This window comes from Dactylosporangium sp. NPDC005555, from assembly GCF_040605635.1.
Taxonomy (GTDB): domain Bacteria; phylum Actinomycetota; class Actinomycetes; order Mycobacteriales; family Micromonosporaceae; genus Dactylosporangium.
The window spans coordinates 1-23443 of sequence record NZ_JBEXDG010000034.1 but is presented as its reverse complement, the minus strand read 5'-3'; the positions used below and the strand labels follow the sequence as shown (position 1 = coordinate 23443).

Annotated in this window: 13 protein-coding genes and 1 pseudogene; 3 read left to right on the top strand and 11 right to left on the bottom strand. The window is 65.9% G+C overall.

The features are described 5' to 3' along the window. Nucleotides 1-159 precede the first annotated feature (159 nt). From ABZS58_RS31685 to ABZS58_RS31655, 7 genes are all read right to left on the bottom strand, one after another. Nucleotides 160-1224 carry a Wadjet anti-phage system protein JetD domain-containing protein gene (locus tag ABZS58_RS31685; RefSeq protein ID WP_354786908.1) on the bottom strand — a complete coding sequence of 355 codons (1065 nt, stop codon included), beginning with the start codon at nucleotides 1222-1224 and terminating at the stop codon, nucleotides 160-162. Next, nucleotides 1221-5717 carry a hypothetical protein gene (locus ABZS58_RS31680; RefSeq protein ID WP_354786907.1) on the bottom strand — a complete coding sequence of 1499 codons (4497 nt, stop codon included), beginning with the start codon at nucleotides 5715-5717 and terminating at the stop codon, nucleotides 1221-1223. Before ABZS58_RS31680 ends, ABZS58_RS31685 begins: the two co-directional genes overlap by 4 nt. 11 nt (nucleotides 5718-5728) lie before the next feature. Next, nucleotides 5729-6514 (bottom strand): hypothetical protein, encoded by a 786-nt coding sequence (locus ABZS58_RS31675; RefSeq protein WP_354786906.1) that lies wholly within the window; start codon nucleotides 6512-6514, stop codon nucleotides 5729-5731. A gap of 5 nt (nucleotides 6515-6519) precedes the next feature. After that, a complete protein-coding gene (locus tag ABZS58_RS31670; RefSeq protein WP_354786905.1) occupies nucleotides 6520-7968 on the bottom strand; it encodes a hypothetical protein in 1449 nt (482 codons plus the stop codon). A gap of 204 nt (nucleotides 7969-8172) precedes the next feature. After that, a complete protein-coding gene (locus tag ABZS58_RS31665) occupies nucleotides 8173-9090 on the bottom strand; it encodes a hypothetical protein (protein ID WP_354786904.1) in 918 nt (305 codons plus the stop codon). A 346-nt stretch (nucleotides 9091-9436) separates the two neighbouring features. Further along, the gene (locus ABZS58_RS31660) at nucleotides 9437-10819 is read right to left on the bottom strand and encodes a recombinase family protein (protein ID WP_354786903.1); all 1383 of its coding nucleotides are present in this window, start codon (nucleotides 10817-10819) and stop codon (nucleotides 9437-9439) included. A gap of 339 nt (nucleotides 10820-11158) precedes the next feature. Next, entirely contained in the window at nucleotides 11159-11824 is a 666-nt protein-coding gene (locus tag ABZS58_RS31655; protein WP_354786902.1) for a hypothetical protein, read from the bottom strand. Between the two features lie 127 nt (nucleotides 11825-11951). Between ABZS58_RS31655 and ABZS58_RS31650 the strand changes: the two genes are divergently transcribed. Continuing rightward, nucleotides 11952-12890, top strand: coding sequence for a hypothetical protein (locus ABZS58_RS31650; RefSeq protein WP_354786901.1), 939 nt, complete (start codon nucleotides 11952-11954; stop codon nucleotides 12888-12890). Nucleotides 12891-13466: 576 nt separating this feature from the next. Here the strand turns inward: ABZS58_RS31650 and ABZS58_RS31645 are convergent. The 3 genes from ABZS58_RS31645 to ABZS58_RS31635 all read right to left on the bottom strand — a co-directional run bounded on the left by ABZS58_RS31645 (nucleotide 13467) and on the right by ABZS58_RS31635 (nucleotide 21688). Further along, complete coding sequence (locus tag ABZS58_RS31645; protein WP_354786900.1) at nucleotides 13467-14957, bottom strand: ATP-binding protein; 1491 nt, start codon at nucleotides 14955-14957, stop codon at nucleotides 13467-13469. Then, a complete protein-coding gene (locus ABZS58_RS31640; RefSeq protein WP_354786899.1) occupies nucleotides 14957-19366 on the bottom strand; it encodes a hypothetical protein in 4410 nt (1469 codons plus the stop codon). Before ABZS58_RS31640 ends, ABZS58_RS31645 begins: the two co-directional genes overlap by 1 nt. 816 nt (nucleotides 19367-20182) lie before the next feature. Then, entirely contained in the window at nucleotides 20183-21688 is a 1506-nt protein-coding gene (locus ABZS58_RS31635) for an NYN domain-containing protein (RefSeq protein ID WP_354786898.1), read from the bottom strand. A gap of 410 nt (nucleotides 21689-22098) precedes the next feature. Here ABZS58_RS31635 and ABZS58_RS31630 point away from each other — a divergent pair, with 410 nt between their 5' ends. Further along, the gene (locus ABZS58_RS31630) at nucleotides 22099-22764 is read left to right on the top strand and encodes an AAA family ATPase (RefSeq protein WP_354786897.1); all 666 of its coding nucleotides are present in this window, start codon (nucleotides 22099-22101) and stop codon (nucleotides 22762-22764) included. 142 nt (nucleotides 22765-22906) lie between these two features. Then, a pseudogene (locus ABZS58_RS31625) lies at nucleotides 22907-23154 on the top strand (IS1380 family transposase); the annotation flags it as partial. 43 nt (nucleotides 23155-23197) lie between these two features. On the opposite strand, the gene ABZS58_RS31620 reads toward ABZS58_RS31625, so the two are convergent. Next, the coding region (locus ABZS58_RS31620; protein ID WP_354786896.1) for an integrase core domain-containing protein at nucleotides 23198-23443 on the bottom strand (246 nt) is incomplete at its 5' end.

Here is a 23443-nt window from a genome sequence, read left to right as displayed (position 1 = left end):
GTCGGCGCGCCAGGCCATGCTGAAGGTCCCGCATGTGTGTCGTCGCCGCGTGGCCGGGGCCAAGATGCTCCTCGCAACGGTGCGGGGTGGCTCCAGGAGCATGCAGGTCGCGGACCAGCCGGTAGACGACTGGCATTACAGCTGCAATGCAGTGACCTACTACAGGTCGGCCGACCAGATCTCCACGGTATCGACGAGCAGTGCCGCGTTCACACTCTCTTGCGGGATGCGCACCGCCGATGCAAGGAGCCGGCGGGCTGCTGCTGCGTGCTCGCCCAGCCATGCGGCGAGCTCAGCGGCACGCGGTTCGGGCAACGGTGCCTGTCCCGGCTGCGTGATGCCGTGTTCGAACAGCAGACGATACAAGCCTCGAGCCGGACGTATCGCCGGCAACCCCTCAATGGCGGCAGTTGCGGCCGCCGAGGCAGGAATCCGCAGCCCGTCAGCGTCGAGATCGCCGAAGTACGCGACGTCGTGCACACCATCGAGCTCGTCGATACCGAGCACCGACGCCTCGAACGCAGCGCCGGCTCCCCATGCGATGTGACCGACGGCGGTCGGGGTCGCGGTCAGCCTCCGCCGTAGGGAGTCGAACGTGTCGGCGTTCTCGACCACCAGCAGGATCGGGCCATCACCGACGCGGCGGACCGGCAGCGGCGGGCGTGCCCGGAACGTCCGCAGCATCGGTAGCGTGAGCCGATCCGGCCCGAACAATGACGTGCAGATGAGCGCATCGAGACGTTTCTCGTACCCGAACAGCTCCAGCGACCGTTCGCGCAGGGGCAGCACATCGGTGTCCCGGCCGCGGTCACGCAGCCATCCGTTCACCGTCTGCAGCACGCCGACCTGACCGACGGTCAGCCGGGCCGAGGCAGCCCACGCCAGCTCCGGCCGCCACGGCACGGCCTTCGCCAACGCCGCCGCAGTCACGGTGACGGCAACGGCGGGCAACGTCAACTTCGCCGGCAACGGCGGCACAGCGGTGCGGTCGAACTGCTTCGACACCACGACCATCCCCGCGTCGGCGAGTGCGGCAATCGTCGCGGCGAGGTCGGTCCGGCGGGTCGACCGTGTCGCGGACGCTGGATCGGCACGCGCGAAGAGCGGCCACAACTCCATCAGCGTGATCGTGCGCCGGTCCCACGCCTCAAGTTCGGCTGCGAGCCGGGCCGCGCGCGGCGTGAGCGGACCACTGAGCGTGCGGTGCGTCAGCGGATCGCTCATGACGGTCGGCGGAAGAGACGCGTGGCGGTGACATTGCCCGGTGCGGTGCCAGCGGCCTCTTCCTCGTCGGTGAACTGCTCGGGCAGTTGCCGCCTGACGACCTCCGCGACACGGATGTGCTTCAGGCCGGCGCGCAGGTCGGCGTCGTTGCGCATCCGTACCCACAGCGGGAACGCGGCCAGCGCCCGGTCGTCGGACAGCCCGGTCGTGTACACCAGCTGTACGCCGAGCGTCGCCGCCACCCCTTGCTGCAGCTCCAGCAGATACTCCGCGTTGGCTTTGCCGATCGGGTTGTCCAGGAAGAGCACCCCGGAGTGCCGGGAGCGCAGCTGACCGCGTTCGTTGGCGCGTAGCGCGGCCATCGTGCAGTAGAGCACGATCGCGGCGGTCAGTTCCTGACCGCCGGAGAACACCTCGTTCATGGCCTCGACCGGCACTCGTTCGTCGCGCAGCACCGAGTCGGGTTTGAGCAGGTCAACGGTGAAGCCCTTGGGCACCGCCATCTCGATGCAGCGCAGCAGCAGCGCGAGGCCATCCCTCTTCGGAGCGGTGCCTCGCGCAGCAGGGGCACGAGCGCTGCTGGCCGCCGCCATCTCGTCGACGACCTCACCGACATGCGCGGCCAGCAGGCTCGGATCCGGCTCTTTGAACCGGATGCGCAGGAACTCCTTGCCCTCCCAGTCGCCGAGCCCGGCAGGCAGTCTGGATAGCCGTGATGCTGTACGCAGGGTCTTCAGTGCTCCGTCGACCAGCGCGGCAAGCCGGTCGACGATCATCTTGCGGTGCCTGCCGGCGGAGTCGAGGTCGGTGGTGAGTGTGGCCAGCCGCTGTTCGAGCTGCGTGGCGAACTCACCGGCTCGGGCGGCCAGCTGCTCCCGTTCCAGGTTGACCAGTGCACGCCGCGCGAGATTGGTCATCGCCTCGTACTTCTGGTCGTTCGCGAAACGCACCGTCGCATCGACAAGCCTGGTCACCTCGGCGTGGCTCTCGCGCTCCTCCGCCATGGTGTTGCGAAGCGAAGCGCGCATCCGCTCGGTCAAACCTTGAGCCTGCTCCGCTGTGCCCGCGTACGTGACCGGCGCGTCGACGGTATCGGTAGCGTCGGGCCGGTTGAGGACCGCCGCCAGCGGAGCGGCGACCGCACGGAACGCCTGGGCGGCCTCGTCTGATGCCTGCACCTTGCGGGCGAGCTCGCCCTGCCGTGCGATCGCTTCCTCGTGCCGTTGCTGTGCGGCACGGTGTTCGGCAGCGCCGGCGGTCAGCAGTTCGCGTCCGTGCGCGACCGACGTCGGACGTCGGTCGTCAGGCAGCTGGATCCATACGTTGCGGTGGTCCGACGGTGACGCCTTGGCCAGTTCGTTGCTGAGCTCGCCGGCCTTTCTGGTCGCAGCGCCGATGGCCAGGTCGTGGCGGACGCGTTCGCGATCGGCTCGGGCGGTTGCCGCCTGCCGCCCGGCGGCGTCGGCACCGTCGGGGCTGGCCAGCAGCTGTCTGCCGCGTTCGACGTCCGTTGGGTCCTGGCTGTCGACGTCCGTGCGCAGGCGAGCGGCGTCGGCCTCGGCAGCGTCCGCTGTGAGCCGGAGGTCTTGGCCGACCTCGACGGCGGCGAACGCAGCGGCCGCTGCCTGGTACACGGCGCGCAGATCGCTGATGGTGCCGGCCGGGGCGGTCGCTGATCGTTCTCCGGTGGAGGTGACGACGCCGGCCATCTCCGCCTGGTGGCGTTCGGCGCGATCGGCGGCATTCTCCGCGGTACGAGCCGCTTCGGTTGCCTGTTCAGACTCGTGGTCGCGTCGCTCCGTCAGTTCACGAACGGTGCGTTCATCGGTCCTGATCGCCTCGTCAAGTTCGGGAAGCCGCCGCTCCTCTTCGGTTGTCTCCATCACGATCACGGCAAGCCGCTGCAACGCTCCGGCCCGTTCGGCGGCGGCGCGTTCGGCCTTACGCAGACCGGCGAGTTCGGTGTTGCGCTGGCCACGCAGTGTTTCGGCAGCCCCTGCGGCGAGGCGTGCCGCTTCGTCCTCGTCGGCAGCGGCTGCCAGTGCTTCGTCGCGCCCCTGCAGGTCCGCGCGCAGGTAGGCCAGACGCCCGGCAGGGCATTCCCGGCGCCACCCGGTCAGCTCGGTACGAACCCGCCGGAGGTGCTCCACGGTCGTCGATTCCTGGTGGATGTCGACGCCCCGCGACTGCATCGTCTCGCGGAGCTGCTCCCGCCGTCGTTCGGCTGCCTCAGTGTCGAACAACGCCGGATTCGGTTCGACGACGAACTGTTGCCCATCGCCGGCCGATTCCGTGTCGTCGTCGGAGCGGTCGCCGATCTTGAGCATCCGTGCGCCCGTCCCGACGGCGATCGCCGCCGCTGGGAGCAGTCGTGCCGCGGTCAGCGCGTCGCGTGCGTCGCGCAGCGCGGCCTGGTCCACCACGACGACACCGTCGGCCAGCTGCGGATGAGCGGCGATTGTCCGGCCTCGCTCGGCGGCGGGCACGTTCTCGGCCAGGTAGCGCCAACCCGCGTGCGCGCCAACGCCGGCGGCGTGCAACACGTGCAGGCCGGCCTCGACCTCGGCCCGGGGTGGCAACAGGCCACCGTCGCCGAGTGCGTCGAGCAGGCGCTGATCGGTTCGTTGCGCATCGCGCAGCCCGCCCAGACGTTGCTCGACGGTCACTTCGTCGCGGGACAGTTGCTCGGCGAGATGGTCAGCGACGAGGTCGAGCATGTCCACGTCGACGACATCGGCGGTCAGCGCCACCCGGACGATCTCGTCGGCGGTCAGCGGCGCCGCCCGCTCGACAACCGTCTGCAACGCTCGATCGGCATCCTCTCGCAGGCGACGAGCCCTGCCCAGGGCATCATGTGCGTCACGGGCGGTCTGTGCCGTGGCGCGGACCGCCCTGTCCGCCAGCTCGACGGCCTGTTCTCCAGCTTCCACCTGTCGCTCGGCGACGTCGGCCTGGCTCGCAGCAGCCGCGGCCGTCTCCGCCACGTCATCACCAGCGGCGAGCAGTGCGTTCGTGATCGCTATGTCGACCTGCATGCGTGTCTTGGCGACCTTTTCCCTGACCGCTGCGCGCTCAGCACGTCGCAGCGCGGCCTCGTTCAGCGCCTCAGTCCGTTCCTCGTCGAGCTCCCCGGCGCGGCGACGACGGTCACCCGCGTCGCGGTTTTGCCGGTCGCGTTCCCTACGCGCAGCTTCAGCCTCGGCGTGCAGCTTGCTCAGCAGGTCACCGGCGGCCTCGTCCCGTGCATGCAGGGCCGGCCGGGCGGTGAGCTCCGCGTCCATGATCTGCTGCGCGAGGGCCTTGGCCTTCTGTTCGGCAACGGCCTTCAGGTCGAGTTTCCCGGCCAGCGCCCACCCTCGCAGGTCGGCTTCGGCGACCCTACGCGCCTCGGCGGCCTCACGCTGTTCCTCTTCGGCGGCGGCGTGCTCCAGTGCGACGGTGCGCCGGCGGATCTCATTGACGACGTCACGAGCGCGGTCCCGTTCGCTCTCCCGCGTGCTGGCGGCCTCCGTGGCCTGCGCCGCCAGCGCCTGCAGCCGCTCGCTGCTACCGGCCTCGGCGGCCTCCCTGGCCTGCACGCGGAGCAGCAACATCAGAGCGTCGGACTCGGCGGTACGCTGCGCGGTGCGGGCGGCACGGTGCCGCAGAGCTGCAGCGGCGAGCGGCTGCAGCGCCGCGACCGCCTCGGCAGCGAATTCGCGCTCCAGTAGCATCGCCTGACGATCTCCGACCGTGCTCGCGTACACATGGAAATTCTCGGCGACGCTGACCGCGTCCTCAGCGTCGAGAACGACCTTCAGCAGCCACTCGACGAAGTCCTTGCTCGAATTGAACTTGAACGCGTTCGCAGCGTCACCTTCGTCGGCGTTCATCCGCCGCTGGATGCTGAACAGGTCGGGCTCGATCCCGGTGGCACGCAGGTGCTCGACCCACGCGCCGATCTCGGACCCGACCCAGGTGAGCTGGGTGACCGGCGCCGCGCGGTCGATCTCCTGCAGCGCCTCCCGGAACCCGTCCAGGCGCAGCCGCCGCCCGCTGGCGGTGAACGGAAGGCTGTCGATCGTGACATCGCCGTTCGGTCGCAACGACCACCAGTGCTCGGCGAGCCGACCGCCGGTGGTGTGCTTCGGACGCCGCTGCAGCGTCTTTCCGGTGATGACCTGCTCGCCGGTCCGCACGTGCATCCATTCCAGGACGACGTGTGCGGCGTCATCGCCGATGACGAACTTTTCCATTACGGCCGCTGAACCACCGACGGCGTTGCGCTTGCCCGGCAGCACGACCGAGAACAGTAGTTTGAGCAGGACGCTCTTGCCGCCGCCGTTCTCCAGCAACAGCAGACTGTACGGGCTCGGCCGACGGGTCGGCTCAGTGAACAGATCACCCGTACCCGGGACGATCCTGCCGACGCCGGACAGGTCGAGCGTCACGTCGGTGTAGCGGGCGCCGCGTGGACCGACGCCGAACAGCCGGATGCGGTTGAGTTCGTACATCGCGCCCTCCCCTACAGCTCGGCCAGCGACTCGGAGGTCCAGCCGATGGTGATGGTGCCGCTGCCGTCGCTGAGCTCGGTGATGCCGAGACCGAGCAGCTCTTCGAACATCACCACACCGGCCTCACGGACATGGGTGCGGTACCGCGGGGTGGTGCGGAACGTGCCGCCGCGCTCATCACCGGTCCGCGTGAGCAGTCCCTGGTCGGCCAGGAACGTCAACGCCTTGCCCACGATGCCCAGCGTGCTGCCGGCGAGTTTGCGCCCGTCGCCAGTGCTGCCGGTCTGCGCCCGGCGGGTATAGACGCGCCATGCCGCCTCCAACGCCGGTTGGTCCACAGCGACGTCGGCAGCGTCCGTGGCAGCTGCCGTTTCGGCCAGCCGGCCGGTAGCCTCACGCACGAACGCCTCGACACCATCCGCGGTGATACGGCCCAGGTATGTCTCGTTGGCCAAGTCCGCCGGCCGCGGAAACGCCAGCGTGGCGGCGCCGAGGTGTGCCAGCGCGTGCAGGACGCGCTCGGACGCTTTGCCTTCGCCGCCGGTCCGGCGGGCGTAATCGGTCATCTTGATCGCGAAGACGCTGTCCTCTGTGGAGCCGACGACAATGCCGGTGCGTTCGCTGATCTCGAGCACCACGAGATCGAGGCCGGAGGCAACGGCGTGCACCGCGGCGGCGAACTCGTCGTCGCTCCGGGCGCGGAGCACGAGCCCGCGGTAGGTGTCATCGCGCGCGGGCACGAGCCGGGGACGCAGCCCGTAGCCGACAAGTCGTGCGGCATCCGCGGTGAGCTGCATCGCGCTCATGCGACGGCCACGGGCTCAATCGCGGCGCACGCGACGATGAGATCAGCCCCACCGTATTCCGGGTCGTCCAGCGGCGTGCCGTCGTCGACGGCGATGAACACCGACGGAAAGCCATGACGAACCGCCGGATTGATCTCCTGGGCAACAAGCGCGACGACGCGCACGATCACGAGCCCAGCGAGCTGCGGATGCAACGTGCGGGCCTCCTGCAGCAGCCCCGACAGCCGCCGGGGCGCCTCGACGTCCAGGTCGAGCAAACCTTCGAGCAACTCGTAGCACTCCACGGGGAACGCCGGCTCCTCGATGATGTCGTCGAGTTCCGGCTCCTCGATCTCACCGCCGAGGATCTCCCGCTCGGCCGGCGGGGTCACCAGCGCGGTGAACAGATCGATCAGACGCAACGCCCGCGGCACGAACGGGCCGGTACTGCGGGCGAAGAACGCCGCGAGCACCCGGTCGGCTGACTCGACCGGCAGCGTGAGCACCGGCACGAGCAGTTGGGCATGCAGGTCCAACGACGCGTTGGTGCTGCCAGGAACGAACGTCTGCCGGTCCTGCTGGGCACGGAAACGCCGCCCCGCACCCTGCAACGCTGCCTGCAACTGCTCATGCCTGCGCAGGCAATCACGCACCACGAAGACGAGCCGGGCCGCCTGGGACTTGCGAACGTCGGTGTCCGCGGTGTCCCGCACCTCGGTGATGTTGACCAGGATGGCGTTCTCGGCCTTGTACCGGGCCTCGATGTGTTCGATGGCCTCGGCAATGAACTGTGGCATCTCGTTCAGCCAGTCAACGGTGCGCACGTCACGCTCGGTCGCCTCCAGGTGCTGGCGGAGTTTCTCACCGTACTGGATCGTGCGGTAGCGGGCGGCCTGCGCGGCGGCTTGGGCGTCCGACAGCCGGCCGCGCCGGATGAGCGTGTCGAGGCGCAGGTCCGCAGCGATCTGCGCGGACTCGATGTCGATCTCCAGCGCGCCGACGAGCACGTTGACCGCCTCGTTCGTGGCGCGCAGAAAGATCTCGCCGTCGGCCCCGACAACCTCTTCGAGCAATTTGAAGTCAAACGCAAATCGACTGTAGGTGCCGTCACCCGCGGTCATGCCGTACACCGCGCGGAAGCCCCGGTCGGTCGATCCGACATTGAGCAGGTTCTCCAGGATCCAGCGGGCGACCCGCGCATACTCAGCGGCGTCGCGCCCGGGCGCCTGCCGAGCCACAAACGTGGTCAGGCCGACCACGATCTGCTCCGGCGCCGCCCCCGCGTCGAAGTCCATCGCCAGGGTGACCAGGTCGATGGCGTTGAGCGCCAGCTCACTCATCTGATACACGCTGAAATCGGCTGACTGCACCTGCCCCTTGCGATTGTCGAGGTCATGCAACGGCGCGGTACAAGCCAGCGCCTTCACTCGCTGAGCGAACCCGATATCGCCGGCTGGCTGAACCATGTAGACGACTTTAACGTGCGGGTACGACAGAAACGGGCCCGTTCCAGCTCTTGCTACACCATTCACATAGGCGATGATCAGCGCTGAAATATCTCCCAAATACTACAGATCATCCCGTACCGACCAGAGCACGCGTCAGATTTACCAGCCTCGGCTCACCCCCCCTGGCGCACCGTCGCGATGATGCACAGCACTACGCGAAGGTCACGAGCCGCTATGTTTCGCGGAGATGGCTTCGGCAGTCTTGCGGTGTGCGCCGACGAGGCCTCGGGTCTGGCCGATCCCAGTGAACGGGTCGCTGCTGTTGGGCTTGACCAGGTCGCCTCGGCGCACCCAGACGTCTGTGGGTCTGATCATGTAGTTGGTGGTCAGGATCGTGGCATTGCGGGCGAGCAGATACTCCAGAACACGGTGCAGCTTCTCGCTGTTGCGTGAGTACCGGCTCAGCGCCGAGGTACATAGGACCAAGTCTCCGTCAGCTGCCTGTCGGAGTAGATCGAGAAGATGTTCATCGAACTGTGGGTCGATCGCGCTGAACACCACGGTACTGCCGTCTTCGCTCGGCGATGTGATGACCAGTTCGGGATCGGTCGGGAGTTCGGGGATTGACGCTGCGGGAAGCCGCAGTGGGTGCCGCCCGCCGTCGCTGAAGACCTCCGTCAACGCGTCCAGGCATGCCCACGCGCGTGGGTAACGGGTAGACAACCCGGCGAACGGGTTCGGCCCGCGATAGTCGACGGGTTCACGCCGTCGTGCAGCGAGGAAGTGCGACAGCGGGCCAGCGACCTGCTCGGTGACGGCGATGATCCCTGAGGTCAACGGGCCGTCATGGTGCGCCTGTTCCAGGAGACTGTTGCGGACGACGATGGTGACCTTCGCTTTGATCTCCAGCGACGCGTCGAGTGGCTTATGGTCGAACACCTCCTCGACGAACGGTGCTATGAGCACATCCTGCTCGCGCGAGGAGAGTGCGGCGAACGCCTCGGCCCGCTGGATGACGTCCTCGCCGATCCGGCCAGCAAGGTCCGCGTCCACGCCGCACACCTTGGTCAGCAGGCCCGGAAGCACATCACGGCAGTACTTGATCATATAGTTCGGATCGGGATCGTTCACACGCTCCACCCACTGCATCGTTCGGCCTCGAGGTCAAACCGCTCCGAGGATAAGCGTCGCAAGCCAGCAACTACCACTCGACGTGAAGCCTTCACCACAGCCGCCAACGAGCATCCGCTCCACATTGGACAGTAACGGGTGAGCCACTCACGACCCGCCCGCAAGACTGTAGAAGTGCCAAGGCAAGCCGCCGCGGGGGCGCTAATCGTCCGCCGTCACGCTGGTTGGATCGCCGAGTTTCACCCACTACGCTATCGGTATGTGCACACGTTCTCGGCGTGTGTGCCGCGTTTCTGGGTCGGGGTCCCCTTCGACACGTAAATTCCCTGCCCGACGGCAATTCGGGCAGAACCGGTCAAGCCGGAATCTGCGGTTCGAGCGTGCACTCCGCCTCGCCGCAGATTACAACTAGTCTTTGTTGACGTAGGGTCTGGGCCAGCCTTGACGCTCTTGAGCCGAGAGCTGCATCGGTCTCGCCGAGAAGCGCCTGGATTGCCTCGACCAGGTGATCTTCGCGAAGGTAGAGGTTCCGCCGGCGCCCCGTCGCTGGCTTCGCGCTCGTGTTCCCGTGCTGGCATCGGTATGCCGCCCGGCCGTGCGACCAGCACGACTCCAGCCGCCGCCCGCACCACCCGCAGCGCAACAGACCCACCAGCGCATACGCCCGGCCGTCACCCGCTGCCGGGTGCGCCCGGACCGCCTGCACGGCAACGAAGTCCTGCTCCGACACCAACGGCGGATGCACCACCGACCGGGACACCACCCACTGATCCGCCCGCGCCCACCGCTGCGTCCTGAACGGTCCCGGCAGATGCGCCGGCGTGTAGTAGGCCGGCTGACGGTTCCACACCTGCCGCCCCGTGTACTTCGCGTTCATTAAAATCGCCCGCACGGTCGTCAACCCCCACGACGTCCCGGTCCGGTGCCGGTTCCGCGCCCTGTCGGCGCTGGACGGGCACGGCACGCCGGAGCCGTTGAGCTCCGCGGCGATGCTCGACACGCTCCGGCCACGCAGCCGTTCCGCGAAGATCCACTTCACCGTCGGCGCTGTTACCGGATCAGGGTCGTACCGCTGCAGCCGCCGGCCCCACTTCGCATGCATCGGGTTCGGATGCGGCCCGGCATCGACGAGGCGATACCCGAACAGCGGCCGGCCGCCGAGAAACCGGCCCTCGTCCCGCGCCTGCCCGCGCATCGCCTGCACCGCCCGCCACCGCGCCCGCTGCACCTCCCGCTTCGACTGCGCACCAAGCAACAGCACCAACGCCCGATGCGACGCGTCACCCACATCCAACGGGCCGTGCGCCTCCGGCAACCACAACTGCACACCATGCGCCTCGAACAGCGGCAACAACGACATCAACTGCGTACCGCAGAACGCCCGCTCATACTCCCCCACCACCACCGCATCGAAGCCACGCTCCGCATCGGCGAACCGGCCCAGCAACGCAGCCGCCTCGGGCCGATCCGGCCAGGCCAATCGCCGGCTCCGTGAACTGTCGAAGTACTCAGCCACGATCCGGCCGTGCCCGGCCACCAACTCCTCCGCAGCGTCACGCTGCCACCGATGCGACGACTGCCGCTCCTGGAAGTCTGCGGTCGACACGCGCCCATAGAACGCGAACCGAACCGTCCCCACGACGTCCGCCAGCCGCCGACCCATCCACGCGCCGGGATGCGCCTGGTGCATCCACTGCGTCAGCAGACCATCATCGTCGTGTTCAAGATCGATCGGCACCTCACACCTCCAGCCAGCGGCCGGACAACCTGCACTGCTATTGAGCTGCCGGGCTCCCTACCACGGCCGCACCAGGTGTGCGATTCCGACCGCGACATCGACGGCTTCCCGCCGCGACCTCAACGGTCGGTGAGAGTACCGAATGCTTCGAAGATGGTTGCGGTCGACCGTATGACCGGACGATCGTGCTCGATGGCAAAGAAGCCCTAGACATGATCCAGGCGTTTCGCAACACTACGTCTTGTGTCGTCACCGTCGCACAATGCTGCGTCATCTGCACTGGGCTACCTGTACCAGTCGCAGTGGCCGTTGCTGGAGTTGTTGCGGCGGTCCGATCAGCTACCGGACTGCGCGATCACCCTTGAACTCTACGACGACGTCGCCTGGGAGCAGGGCGGGACGGCCACTGACCTGCTCCAGCTCAAGCACCACCTGCGGAGTCATCGCGGTCTCGGCGACAAAGACGCCGACCTGTGGCGCACAATCGCGGCGTGGATGGACACCAATGAAGTCGGTGACCCAGACGGCCCAACGTTGACCTTGGTTACTACGCAGACCGCCAACACGGGCACCGCGGTAGCCGCTCTCCGCCCCGACGGACGCGACATCGGCGAAGCGCTCCGGCTGCTTGAGGTTGCAGCCGGCGAGTCGACGGCTGCGGTGAGCGCAGAGGCCAGAAGACGGTTCGCCGCCCTCGACCCCGCGGTGCGAGCCGTCTTCGTCAGCCGGATCTACCTCCTCGACGGCGCTACGCTGATCGGTGATCTGGACGCCGAGGTCCGCCGCGCACTGAAGTTCGTGATGCCGCGAGGGCACGAGGACACCTTCATAGGGCTGCTCTGGGCCTGGTGGCACCGCAATGTCGTGGACCTCCTGCAGGGCAAGCGCCGCAGCGTGAGCGCTGTCGACGCAGCCGTGGCCATCGACAACCTGCGGGATCAGTTCACCCGAGACAACCTGCCGACGCTGGTGTTCGCCAACCAGTTCGATCCAGCCGCGGCTCAAGTACTAACCCCGTCTCGACTATTTGGAGGGTCGATCGTGGCCGTTAGATCTACCCGATCGTGGGCGTGTTGCAACAGGTGTTCTCGTAACTCTGCGCTACCGTGGTCGGCCGAAGGAGAGGTGGGGCGTGACCAACACGGATGTCCGTCAGGCGCAGTTCCTGGACTCGCTGTACGACTATGACCGGGAGCGCCCGGGTCAGGTGCCCGGTGTTGTTGACCTGCTGGGCGAGCGGTATGACCCGAACGATGAGCACGTGTGGCGTGGCATCGTGCGTGACTTGGACTATCAAGGGCTGATCAAACTCGCCGAGACGATGGGCTTCGACGGCACGAGGGCCATGATCACGGGCAGTGGTCGTCGGGATGTGGAGGCAAGGCGGGCGCGTCGTGCGGATTTTACCCAACGAAACCCGCTCGTCAGACGTGCCGTGATTCGCTACGTGTATGCGAACTCTCCCGCCCCGGACCTGACTCCGATGCTGGAGACCTACCACTTCGAAGGTGAACCGCTGACGCGGCGCGATCTCGACACCGCACTTCAATACCTGCTCGACAAAGGGCTCGTCCACGGGGTTGACGTGGCTGAAGAGATCCTGATCCATATCCGACTGACCGATCGTGGCATCGACTGTGCCGAGAATTTCGGAGGTTCCGTGGGCGAGTTCCTGAACCATGAGCGCGGCGGCGGAGGAAACACCACCGTCAACTTCCACGGGCCGGTGACCGGCAGCAACGTTGCGTGGAACAGCCGTGAGATCACGCAGACCGCGACGACTACCAGTTCAGGACTGGCTGGAGACGAACTGGCCTCACTCGTCGGCGCTATCAGGCAGGCACTCCCCGTGCTGGGCTTGGACAACGCTGAAGTCACCCGCCTTGGCGGGCAGTTGGATGTCATTGAGGGAGAACTGGAAGGGGACGAGCCCGACCCCGGCGTCGTGAGGTCCGTGATGAGGCGGGTGCTGTCCAAGATCGGCGAGGTGGGCGAGACCCAACTTGGGCTGCTGCTGACCGTTGGCACTAGGCGCCTGCTGGAAGAGGCCGGTATTCCGCTAGGGCAGTAAGCGGTCGTTGACTGTCACTCAGGCGGTGGATCGATCGGCGGTTGCGAACCGGCGTGGAGACCGTGCAGCGCCTGGGCGGCGGGCAGGTGCGGTTCTTCCATACCGGTCCCCCCGGCCGACGTCCTGCGGGAATGCTCGGAAGCGTTGTCAGTAGTGACTCATTCACGGCTGTCCCCGATCGAAGTATCGGGCCGCGTGCTCGCGAATGCACCTTCGAGGAGTACCTGCCGCAGATGATCGCGACGGCTGGGCCTAGAGCGCTACGGGCGTACAGCAGTTACTGGTACCGCATGGCCGAGCACTGGCACGGCCGCCCAATCGACACCCTTGCCGCCAGTGAGATCCAGGCCATGCAACTCGTCATCGTCGGCAGCGCCCGGAGCCAGCGCAACAGCCGCGGCGGACGCTACGCGGGCGAACTGTTCATCGCCGCCGCCCGCGCCTACTACAACCGCGCCATCGCCGAGGAATACATCGAACCGGCCGGCAGCCCGGCCCACCGCGTCAGCAAACCGCGCCGGCTACCCAGCACGCGCCAAGCCCTCACGGGGCTGGCGGGTACCGGGCAGCGGAACCCTATCGCGCCGTCGTGCCGAGGGCCGAAACCGGCCGTACGTGACCGAGGCCACGCAGGGTGGCCACGATCGCGCTAACGGCCGCTTGCGCGCGCAGCCGGAAAGCCCCCGGAATCGGTCGAATGTGCATCACCTCGTTGCGCGCTCTGATGACCTCCTCGCTGCGCTGCTGCCAGGCTCCTCTCGTCCCGCCGAGCAGCGGCTCGAACAGGTCCCATCTGACCACGATGATCTGAAACAGGTCATTCGGGTTGAGATAATCGATGGTGTCCAGCGTGGCGTCAACGACAGGCGCATACCGGCACTGCCGGGCGCGCGCGTCGCTCAACACCTTGCCGAAGGATTCAGGCAACAGGCTGAGGCCGTCCCCGTTCGGCGCGGCCGTGCCCAGGACGGACCGGATGAGGCGCCGCAGACCCACCTCGCAATCAAGCCATAGACTCCGGAAGTCCCGTCCATCGGCGATCGACAGCAGGTAGCGCCCGAATTCTTCGGAGAACGGCACCAGGCGCTTGTCGTCCGCCTCGACGACGAGGCCGTAGCGCAGCAGGGCGAGCGCGTCGTCGAGCGAGACGTCCAGGCCGATGCCGTCAACGACCTGGTAGAGCTTGTCGACGCCGGAGCCTCCCAGGTCGGCATCGATGATCCTGATGAGCCGGGCGAAAAAGTCCGCATACGAGGATCGAACGTTGCTGTAGGCCAGGTCGACGTCGACCGAACTCTCCACCAGCTCATAGCAGAGCAGCTCCAAGAGGTACGGATGACCGCCGGTAAGGCTCGAGATCCACTCGTCGTGCGGCCGCAAGTCAATCCCGGCGCTACGGGCCCGCCGCATCATCGCGGCCTGCTCTTCCGGCTCGAACAGCTTGGTGTACGTACGGACTGCCAGCACTTGGTCGAGACAGGACCCGTTGGTCGAGTCCATTTCCAGCGTCTTGACCCGTTGGCGGGACACCGTGACGAGGCCGGTCGACGACCAGTCCTCGGTGCACAGGTCGCGCAATAGCTGAAAATGTGCGGTCTGGACACCGGCCATGTTTATTCGATCAAATTCGTCGAGCACGATCAACACTTTCAAGCTGCGCTGATGAATAGCGCTGAAGAGCTTGATGAATTGGCTCATTATGCCGTACCAGCCGGATTCGGACTCAAGTGCCTCCAAGGTGGCGGTGAGCCCATCGTGGATCTGTTTCGGGAGCGTGTCGAGAGCATCTACGGCAGTGCGCCCGATGAGCCGAAATAGGTCCTCGATCCGCTTGACCTTTCCGATTCCGACTAGGGCGATGGCGAGATCCGGTCGGGGCATCGGAATGTCGATTAGGCTACGATAGATCAGGCTGGTCTTTCCGGTCCGGTGGTTGCCGATGATCGACATGTTGGACGGACGGTCGCCCTCGACGATGCCGCGCACCCGCGAGACCAGGTCCTCGCGTCCGACGAAGCGGCTGCCCCTGGCTGGTTGGCCCACGCTCTGATACGGATTGCCGTTCATCAAGCAACCCGCCGGCGCAGCCAGTCGTGGTACAGGCGCACGAGGATGCGATAGGTGCCTGCCTCCTGTACCACGACCTCACGAGCCTCGAGGTCTTTGAGGATTGAAACCACATTGGGCACCGAGCATCGACGCTCCACGTCTTCGATCGTTGCCCGGCCGTCGTTGGCCGCGACGGCAACGGCGGTGAGCACCTCGCGGACGGCCTCCGTGGCAATAGCGGTGGTGGACGACTCGCCACTGGTCTCCAGGTTGTCGAAGTCGCTCGGTCCGAAGTCACCAAGCAGCCACTCGCGGATCAGTTCGACGTCAGCCTCGGTGACGAGCGGTGCCTTCGAGCTGTTCATGTGCTCCACGAGTTGGTAGCAGAACCGCTGGATATAGAACGGGTTCCCGCCCGTCAGGCTCAAGATCTGCTCCTGGGCCCGTTCCCGGTAACGAGAGTCGCCGTTGGGTCCGCCGATTCGAATCGGCCGGTCCATGAGTTCCAGGGCAAAACGCGGTTCGAGGTAGTTGACCCTTCGTTTGTCGAAGACGCCGAACTCGTTGGCGTACCTGTCGATGAAAGACTGCATGGCGTCGACGCCGACGACCACCAGGTGGAAGAGCCGCTGCTCGAGGATTGCCTTGAGGGCCTGGACGAAGGTGGACGAGACGCGGCCCTCGGCGATCCAGTTGGCAATGAACTGGAACTCATCCATCAATACGATGAAGGAGCGCATGCGCCACTCGTCGCGGCCGTCCGCCGTGGCGTTGAAGCTTTCGAAGATGCTGATGAAGTCGGCGACCGGGACCCGGCTGGTCAAGAAGGTCTCGCGCGTCATGTCGGCCGGCAGGAACTCGATCCCCTTGCCCAATTTCGCAGCTCGCTCCCGAACGACGGAGTCGGCCCGGGTGAGGATCGTCCAGAGCACCACCTGCAGGGTCGCGTTGTCCTCGCCGAGGCTGACCGGCGCGAGCTTACCGATGTTCCCGACGTCGACCACCAGGAACCGGTCGCTCTTCTGCAAGCGTCGGGAAAGATGGAGACGAATGGATGACTTGCCGGCCCGCTTCTGTCCGTAGATGGCGACGCCAGCGCCTGGACCGGTCGCATCGACCAGCAGCGCCTCGATCTGGTCGACGAGCTCCTCGCGGCCGAAAAACATATCGGGATCGGTGACGGTGAGACCGGCGGCACCGTCCTTGAACGGATTAGGCCTGATCTTAGTGAAGTCAGCCTCCGACATCAGGCGAACGGCAAGCGTCGCACTGATTCTTCCTTCTTCGTTCGTGCGTGTGCGATACGTGACGTCGATGGGCAGGCTGAACGCGCCGGAGGCCACCAGTTCCTTGCTCAGCTCAACGAGGATCGGCGAGATCTTGTGGTCCCCGCCACGGACGGTAGGCACTGACTTGACCGCGTCCAGCACCTTGATGCCGTCGGCGGCCGCGGCGAGGTTGACGACCAGCTCCGGCGATTCCACGGGCGCGCAACTCGGCTCGTTGTAGAGTTTGACCTGGACAATGATCCGGTTGTGTACGTCCGGGGTGTACTCGACCAGGGCCAGCGAGAGTGTCGGGTCCGGTTCGCGATCGGCATAGAGCCGCTCCAGCGTGCGATCGACCTGGGCGAGCGTCCGGGAGGCGATCGGCAACAGATTGCGGACGGCCAGCCGGGTCGGTGCCGCTTTCACCAGTTCGGCGAAGTCCCTCATCGCGCCCTGGACCTGAAGATAGCGGAATTCGCGCTCTTCGAATCCTGGCTCTTTCAACCCTAGCTGCAGCAGGCGAAAGTTCGTCTGCAGCTTGCGGCAGGCCTCGCGGTCGACAGCAAGCACAACGGTGCGTACGTTGTGGAGATTGTCCAGCACTGTGGAGGCGCGGTCCAGGCTGACCTCGCCCACCTCCAGCCCGTGCAGCAGCCGCAGTTGCTGCTCGAGCTCGTCGCGGTCGGACTGCCGGCGCAGGCCCGCCTCCCGCCACGCCTCGATGACACGTTCCGTGGTGAGGTTGCTCGATCGTTGGTCCAGGAACTCGGCCAGGTGCCGGCGGCTTGCCTGGGCGAGGGAAGGCACATGCTCGATCGCGCGGATCACCGACTCGGACGCAAACCTGGTGCGGGCCGCCAGTTCGTCGACTGCGTCGAAGAGTTGCTGGACGGCCTGCTCGGGAACCTCCCGGAGGTCGTCGGCCAGAGCAGTGCCGACCTCGGCCGCCGACAGGTTGGTGTTGCCGCCCCTGTCGTGGGACACGGTGAGCGCCTCTGGATTGTCGAAGATCGACCGCAGGTAGCGCTGTAGTGCGTTCCAATACTCCTGCGAGGTCGGCTGCTTCAACTGGTCGGCTACCGCCAGCGCTTCGAAGTAGATTTCGCGGGCCACCTCGGTGTTGCTCAGCAGCATGGTGTCACCGAGCGCGGTGAGGCCGCGCAGTAGGAGATCGAAGAAGGCTTGGGCGTTGCGCTCGGCGGTCACCGATCCGCCGCCGTCGACGGTTGAAATCTCCAACTCGATCTTGGCTGCCGAGATGTATGCGTCGTATCGCTCGCGGCTGCGCTTGTTGCGGGCCTCCTGCGCGCGGGTGCGCAGATAGCGGATGTCGTTCGCGGCGAACTTGCGCTGCTGCCGAATGCCGTCGGCCGCCTCGGCGAAGTTATCGAGGATGTACTGACCGAAGTCCGAGATTGCCTCGAACCGGATGTCGGAGAGGCGACGGACAAGCATGTCCAGGTCGGCCGTACTTCCGCCTTCGCGCATCTGCCGGATCTTGTCGACGATCTCCAGCGCCTGGGCGTCTTCCTTGCTACGTAGCTCTTGGATCTCCTCCTCCGCACGGTCGAGGTCGCCGGGTTCGTCCCGGCGCATCAGAGCGATGGCAAACGTGCGGCGTGCGGATGCCTCGGAGGGGGCGATTCGGAGCAGTTCTTCCGCGTACGGCGTGGCGTCCTGGGAAAGGCTGAGTTTGGCCAGACAGATCCGTCGGAGCACGGCTTTGCTCTGACCGAGTTCCAGGCGCCCGGCGAGCATCGGCTCCAGCAGCCGCAATGCATCCTCGTATCGTTGCGCACCCATGTAGAAGTCGATGAGTATCTGGTCCAGCGAGGTGCTCGGCGGCAACCTGCCAGCATACTCCTCCTCGATTACCTGCAGGGCAGCTGCCGGTCCGTCGAGCCTCCGGGTCAGCCATGCCAGGTCCTTGATGGCACTTTCCACATTGATGTTCTTGCGGATCGCCTCGCGGTAGGCGGCCTTGGCGCGCTGCAGATCCTTTGCGCGGTGCTCGAAATATTTGGCCTGGTCGTACTCGTTGCGACCGTGCCGGTGCGAGCCGTCGGCCAACTTTGCCGGGGTTAGCCGGTGCAGGGGCGGCGCCGGCAGGATTCGCGGTGTGGCGCTCGCCGGAGTGATTCGAGCGGGCATCGCCGGTGGCGACAGTTCCGGCACTGTCGTCGATGAGGCAGTCGATCCCGGCCCCTCTGCCAGCATCCTCGCGGCCCGGTCGGCGAGATCCGTGTCGCCCGCACCGGTGGCCAAGCTGTGGCAGGCTTCAAGAATCAAACGCCGTGTTTCCGGTGTGGCTTCGGCCTCGGGGCGGACCAGGTGGAGCAGGCTGACGGCGCTCAAGCGTTCCGACAACGCCAGCAGTGCCCACCAGGCGTCGGGGTCGTCCTGCGGCGATGCGCCGTCGAGGAACCGGACTAGGCCATGTTGGGCGAGTTTCTCCTGGTCGACACGAAGGGCCGTGATTGCCGTGTCGAGCCACCAGTAAGGTGCGGCATTCGGCACGATGAGCGCCGCACTCAGATACCGGTCGCTGGCCGTCTTGCCCGAGCCGGCCATGTAGTGAAGGTATCCGGCGAGGCGGAAGGCCGAGCTTGAATTCGGCTCGCTGAGCAGGATCTTATCCATCTGGGAAGCCATGCTTGCGCAGCGGCCGAAGCGTGGATCGAGCTCCTTGACGCGGACGGCATACTCGAACTGCTGCTTGACGCGGTCCAGCGCATCCTGGTGCGCATGCACATTGAACAGTTCGTCGTTGTTGTATGCCACGAAGGCGGGTGCGGTCAACGGGCGTTGAGCAATGATGGTCGTCGCACCCGAGGGAATGATGAGGCGGGGCACCGCTGGCGGGGTCGCGGCGGCTGCCGGCACAGTCTCGGCGTCGGCGGGAGCGACCGGCGCGGGCGCGGGAGACGCCACGGCCGCTGCTGCGACTGCCTGCGGGCTGGAGGAGCCGGGCCGGCCGGTCGTGACGGTGATGACGCTGGCCAACGCGACAGCGTGTTTGAGTCCTGTGTCCTGGTCCTCCACGACGAGGTGACTCATGCTCAGCGTGGCGAGCGTCCCGGTGATCTGATGCCCTGTCGACTGTTGCACCTGTACAAAGTCGCCGACGCGGGCAACCGCCTGAACAAGGTCAAGATCCACCTATCCCTCATTCCTTCCAGGGCGGTCGCACACCGGCGCGTCGATCAATCCTCTCAAGCTAGCCCGATGCCGCCCGCAAGGGTATCGCCGAACAGGCGATTCGGTCGGTCGATCGGTATGATGTATCCGTCAACCTGGATCAGTCTTTCGTCTCGATCGAGATGATCAATACCGCGCTCTAGGGTATGCAGGTAAACTCGGTCGACTGGACACTCGTGATATCCACGGCAGCCTTGTCGGTGTCCACTAGTGGCACCGCCGTGGCCGTTTGGCAGGCGCACGTCGCCAAACGGGCGGCCGATTTCTCGAGCAAGGCGGCGGATGCGAGCGCTGTCCAGGCCATCGCCGCGGTCCAGCAGGTAAATCTGCTGCGGCGGCAAAACGCGGCAGAGGCGGATGACCGTGCCCAGCGTGACGCCCCGGAATTACCGCTGAGTTCGTCGGGGACGGCGAGTGGGGCACCTGGCGGAATGGTCGCGGCAGCGGTCGTGAGTTTGCGCCGATATCACAGCGGAAAAATCCGTCGGTCCGCGATTGAGCGAAGAGGCGGCAGCTATTGCTGCGGCATCAGCAGGGTCCCTCGGTGCGGATCTCGCTGGCCGTGGACGACCGCCAAGCATCGGGGGTCGGCTGCTTAATCCTGGCCCTTTCGAAACGGTCGCGGGTGGCAGCCAAAGGATCCGAATTATCACGGCACACGAGTTGGAGGGCGCGGTATTGACGATTTTGATCACCGGTGAAGAGTCGTCCGGACAGCTACGCCATTGGGCCGGCGTCGGGTGCTGTCGCTCTGATCTCACCGGTTCCGCCTGCCGGTCAGGAGATCCGATCGAGCCACGGCGTGCGTCTGAGCCGGATTGTCGGTTCGTCACCGGGTGGCCTTTCCAGCAGCCCAGAGCGTCGCAGCACCCGAAGCAGGCGCTGGCGGTCCCGATTGTCGTAGCCGAAGAGCACCTGACCGTTTGCATGATCATCACGCTCGCGCATGAGTGACAGCACTTCGTGCTCCGGGACTGCAGTGTTCATCCTGTCCTGCAAGAGGGTGCCGAGCATGCGGTAAGCGCTCGTGACCGACTGTGCCACCGGATGAGCCTCGATCACCGCCAGCGCGTAGCCCTCCGGTCCTGCCGGGATCACGTCGATCACGCCGATGCGGCGCGAATAGTCGATGACCTCGTGAGCGGCCTTACCGCCCTTGCGGTCGATGTCTGCAGCGATGGGTGCGGACCGTAGGTCCTGGAACAGTCGATCCCGGGAAACCCCCTCGGAGCGATCCGCGAAAGCCCGTCGGTTGATCTCGCATACCACCCGCCATAGCGGCTCGATTAGTCCGTCCGCCGACCACTCCAGGCGTGACTCGAAGCGTCCGTCCGATCGCTCGAGGAGCCATCCGACGTCCTTCATCGCGCCGACAGCGCGGGTGAGGCGACGCCCGTCATCCGTGGCGAACCGACCCACACCCAGGTCGCCGAGGGTGGGCAGGCGTGCCGCGTTGCCGGTCCGACGCAATACCCAGTCGGCGTCCTCGAGAACATCACGCACGGTCGCCGAATTGAAGTTCAAGGTGGTGCGCCGCATGACTGCGGATCGGTTTCCTGTCTCTCGCTTCGCCGGCACCGCGACCTTACGGGTGTCAACCCGGGTGAACTGCTGCACGCATGCGGTGTACTCCACGTCCTCGTCGCCCGGCTGCAGAAGGCCCCAGCTGGTCAAAGTACGAATGTTGCGCGTCTGGTCGCCGCCCAGGACGCCCCCGTCCATGCATACCCGATACAGACCGAGCACCCGGGTGGCTGCCGCGTCGACGTCTGACTCCGGCAGCGGCTTGATGTCCAAGATGTCGGTGAGCGAAAGAAGTCTGACGTCCTGCTGAGCCGCGATCCGCCGGTACTCGGGAGCGAGCGTCCGTGTTGAAGCGACCACCAGTACCACCTTTGCCCGGGCGTCGATCATCCGGTTGACCAGGGGAACGAAATCCTGGTCGCCGGTCGCCAGCAGAAACAGCGCGGGCGGGCCGCCGGAGGCATGAATGTGATCCATTGCCAGCACGGCGAGAACCAAATCGGCCTGTTCTTTGGCGGTGCGCGTTTTGTGGAAGCGCGCGATCAAGGTGTTGGTGATTGCGTCCTCAACGCTTGTGGCGAACTGCTCGCCAACGAAATGGGCGCGTACCAGTTCGATGTCCCCGTGACGCATGCACTCGTCCCGGGAGATCTTGATCAGATCGGCGACCAATTCAGATCCGAAGGACAGGCGCTGATTCTTGAGGTGGATGCTGAGGTTGAGCCAGTCGACCAGCAGGACCGCTTCGTTGATCGTCATCAGCTGACCATCCGTGTCGTGATGGGAGACAGTGGAAGAATTCTAACCAGGACATGCATGGTTGGAATTCTACGATCGGCTGATCTGGATACGACGGTCGGGTGATCGGGGACCGGTCGAACTTCCTGAAAATAAAGTAAGCCTCGAAATCAATCGAGGCTTACCGGGGTTCGATGCTGGATCGCGCTTTGGTGACCGACTTTGTCGGTCGCATTCCACCAGCTGCCCTCGTTGAGTTCAACGCTACGCCGTGCTTGAGTTCCCGTCAACCGGTCACCACGAACGGGTCCGCGCACCTGTTGCGTTGGGCTTGATCGCAGACAATCCGTTTGCATGTCTGGATTCCTGTCGCACCCCCGACGGATCTGTGCCAGGGCCCCGGCAAGCCCTTAGCCTCGGGATTTCATCAGGTGACCGGTGAAGTCGGCGCAGGCAAGACGGTGGCCGTCCGCGCCGCCCTCGCAACGCTGGATCCCTCACGGCACACCGTGATCTATCTCGGCAACCCCGCCGTCGGCGGCCGTGGCCTCTACGGCTGCATCGTCACCGCTCTCGGCGGTGTCCCGCGCTTCCACAAGGCGTCGTTGATACCCCAGACAATGGACCTCCTCGCCGCCGAGGAGCACGAACGCGGCCGCAACACCACCGTCGTGCTGGACGAGGCACACCTGCTCGGCGCCGACCAACTCGAAGACCTCCGGCTGCTGACCAACAGCGAGATGGACAGCCACTCACCGTTCGCCTGCCTGCTCGTGGGCCAGCCGACACTACGACGCAGGATCAAACTCGGCACCTTCGCCGCGCTCGACCAACGCATCACACTGCGCTACGCCATGCACGGCATGACCGACAAAGAGACCGCCAGCTACATCGCGCATCACCTCCAGCTGGCCGGCCGATCAGACACACTGTTCAGCGACGACGCCATCGCGCTCATCCACCAAGTATCCCGAGGCCTGCCCCGAGCGGTGAACAACCTCGCCGTCCAAGCCCTCGTCGCCGCCTTCGCGGGCAAGAAGGCCATCGTCGACGAATCATCCGCCCGGGCCGCAGTCACCGAGGTGACCGCAGAATGAGCACCACCCCGACAACCTGACGGGCAAGACGCCAACACGAACACTAGGCCCCGCCGGCGACGCCAGCGGGGCCTCTTCATGCGACCGCTACACGATCACAACGAACGCCGCCGCCGTGCTCATACCGAGAGTCGGTCAACAGCCAGCCGGGATGCGCATCATCGCCCGCCGCGAACGGCCACACCCGGCGCCCAACTGCACCTCACCGACGTCGACGAATGGCGGATCACCTGCTTCGCCACCAACACCGCCGGACCAGGCTGGACCCTGACCAGCCTCGAAACCCGCCACCGCCTCCGCGCCCGCGCCGAAGACCGCATCCGCGCCCTCAAAGACACCGGCCTGCGCAACCTGCCCTACCACCACTTCGACCGCAACCAAATCTGGCTCTGAGCGGCCTCGCGTTTTCCGGACAGCTTCTAATTGGCCTGCTTTATGCGGCGAGCTGTCGGTTCAGGTACTCGGTGTGGGCCTCATGTGGGGTCTTGTATCCGAGTCCTGAGTGGAGACGTTGGGAATTGTATCGGAGTTCGATGTAACGCGCAACATCGTCCGTGGCGTGTTTCCGGGTCGGATACACGGTCCGGTTGACCCGCTCGTTCTTCAACGCGCCGAAGAACGATTCGGCCATGGCGTTGTCGTAGCAGATCCCGGTCCGGCCGACGGACTGTCGGATATC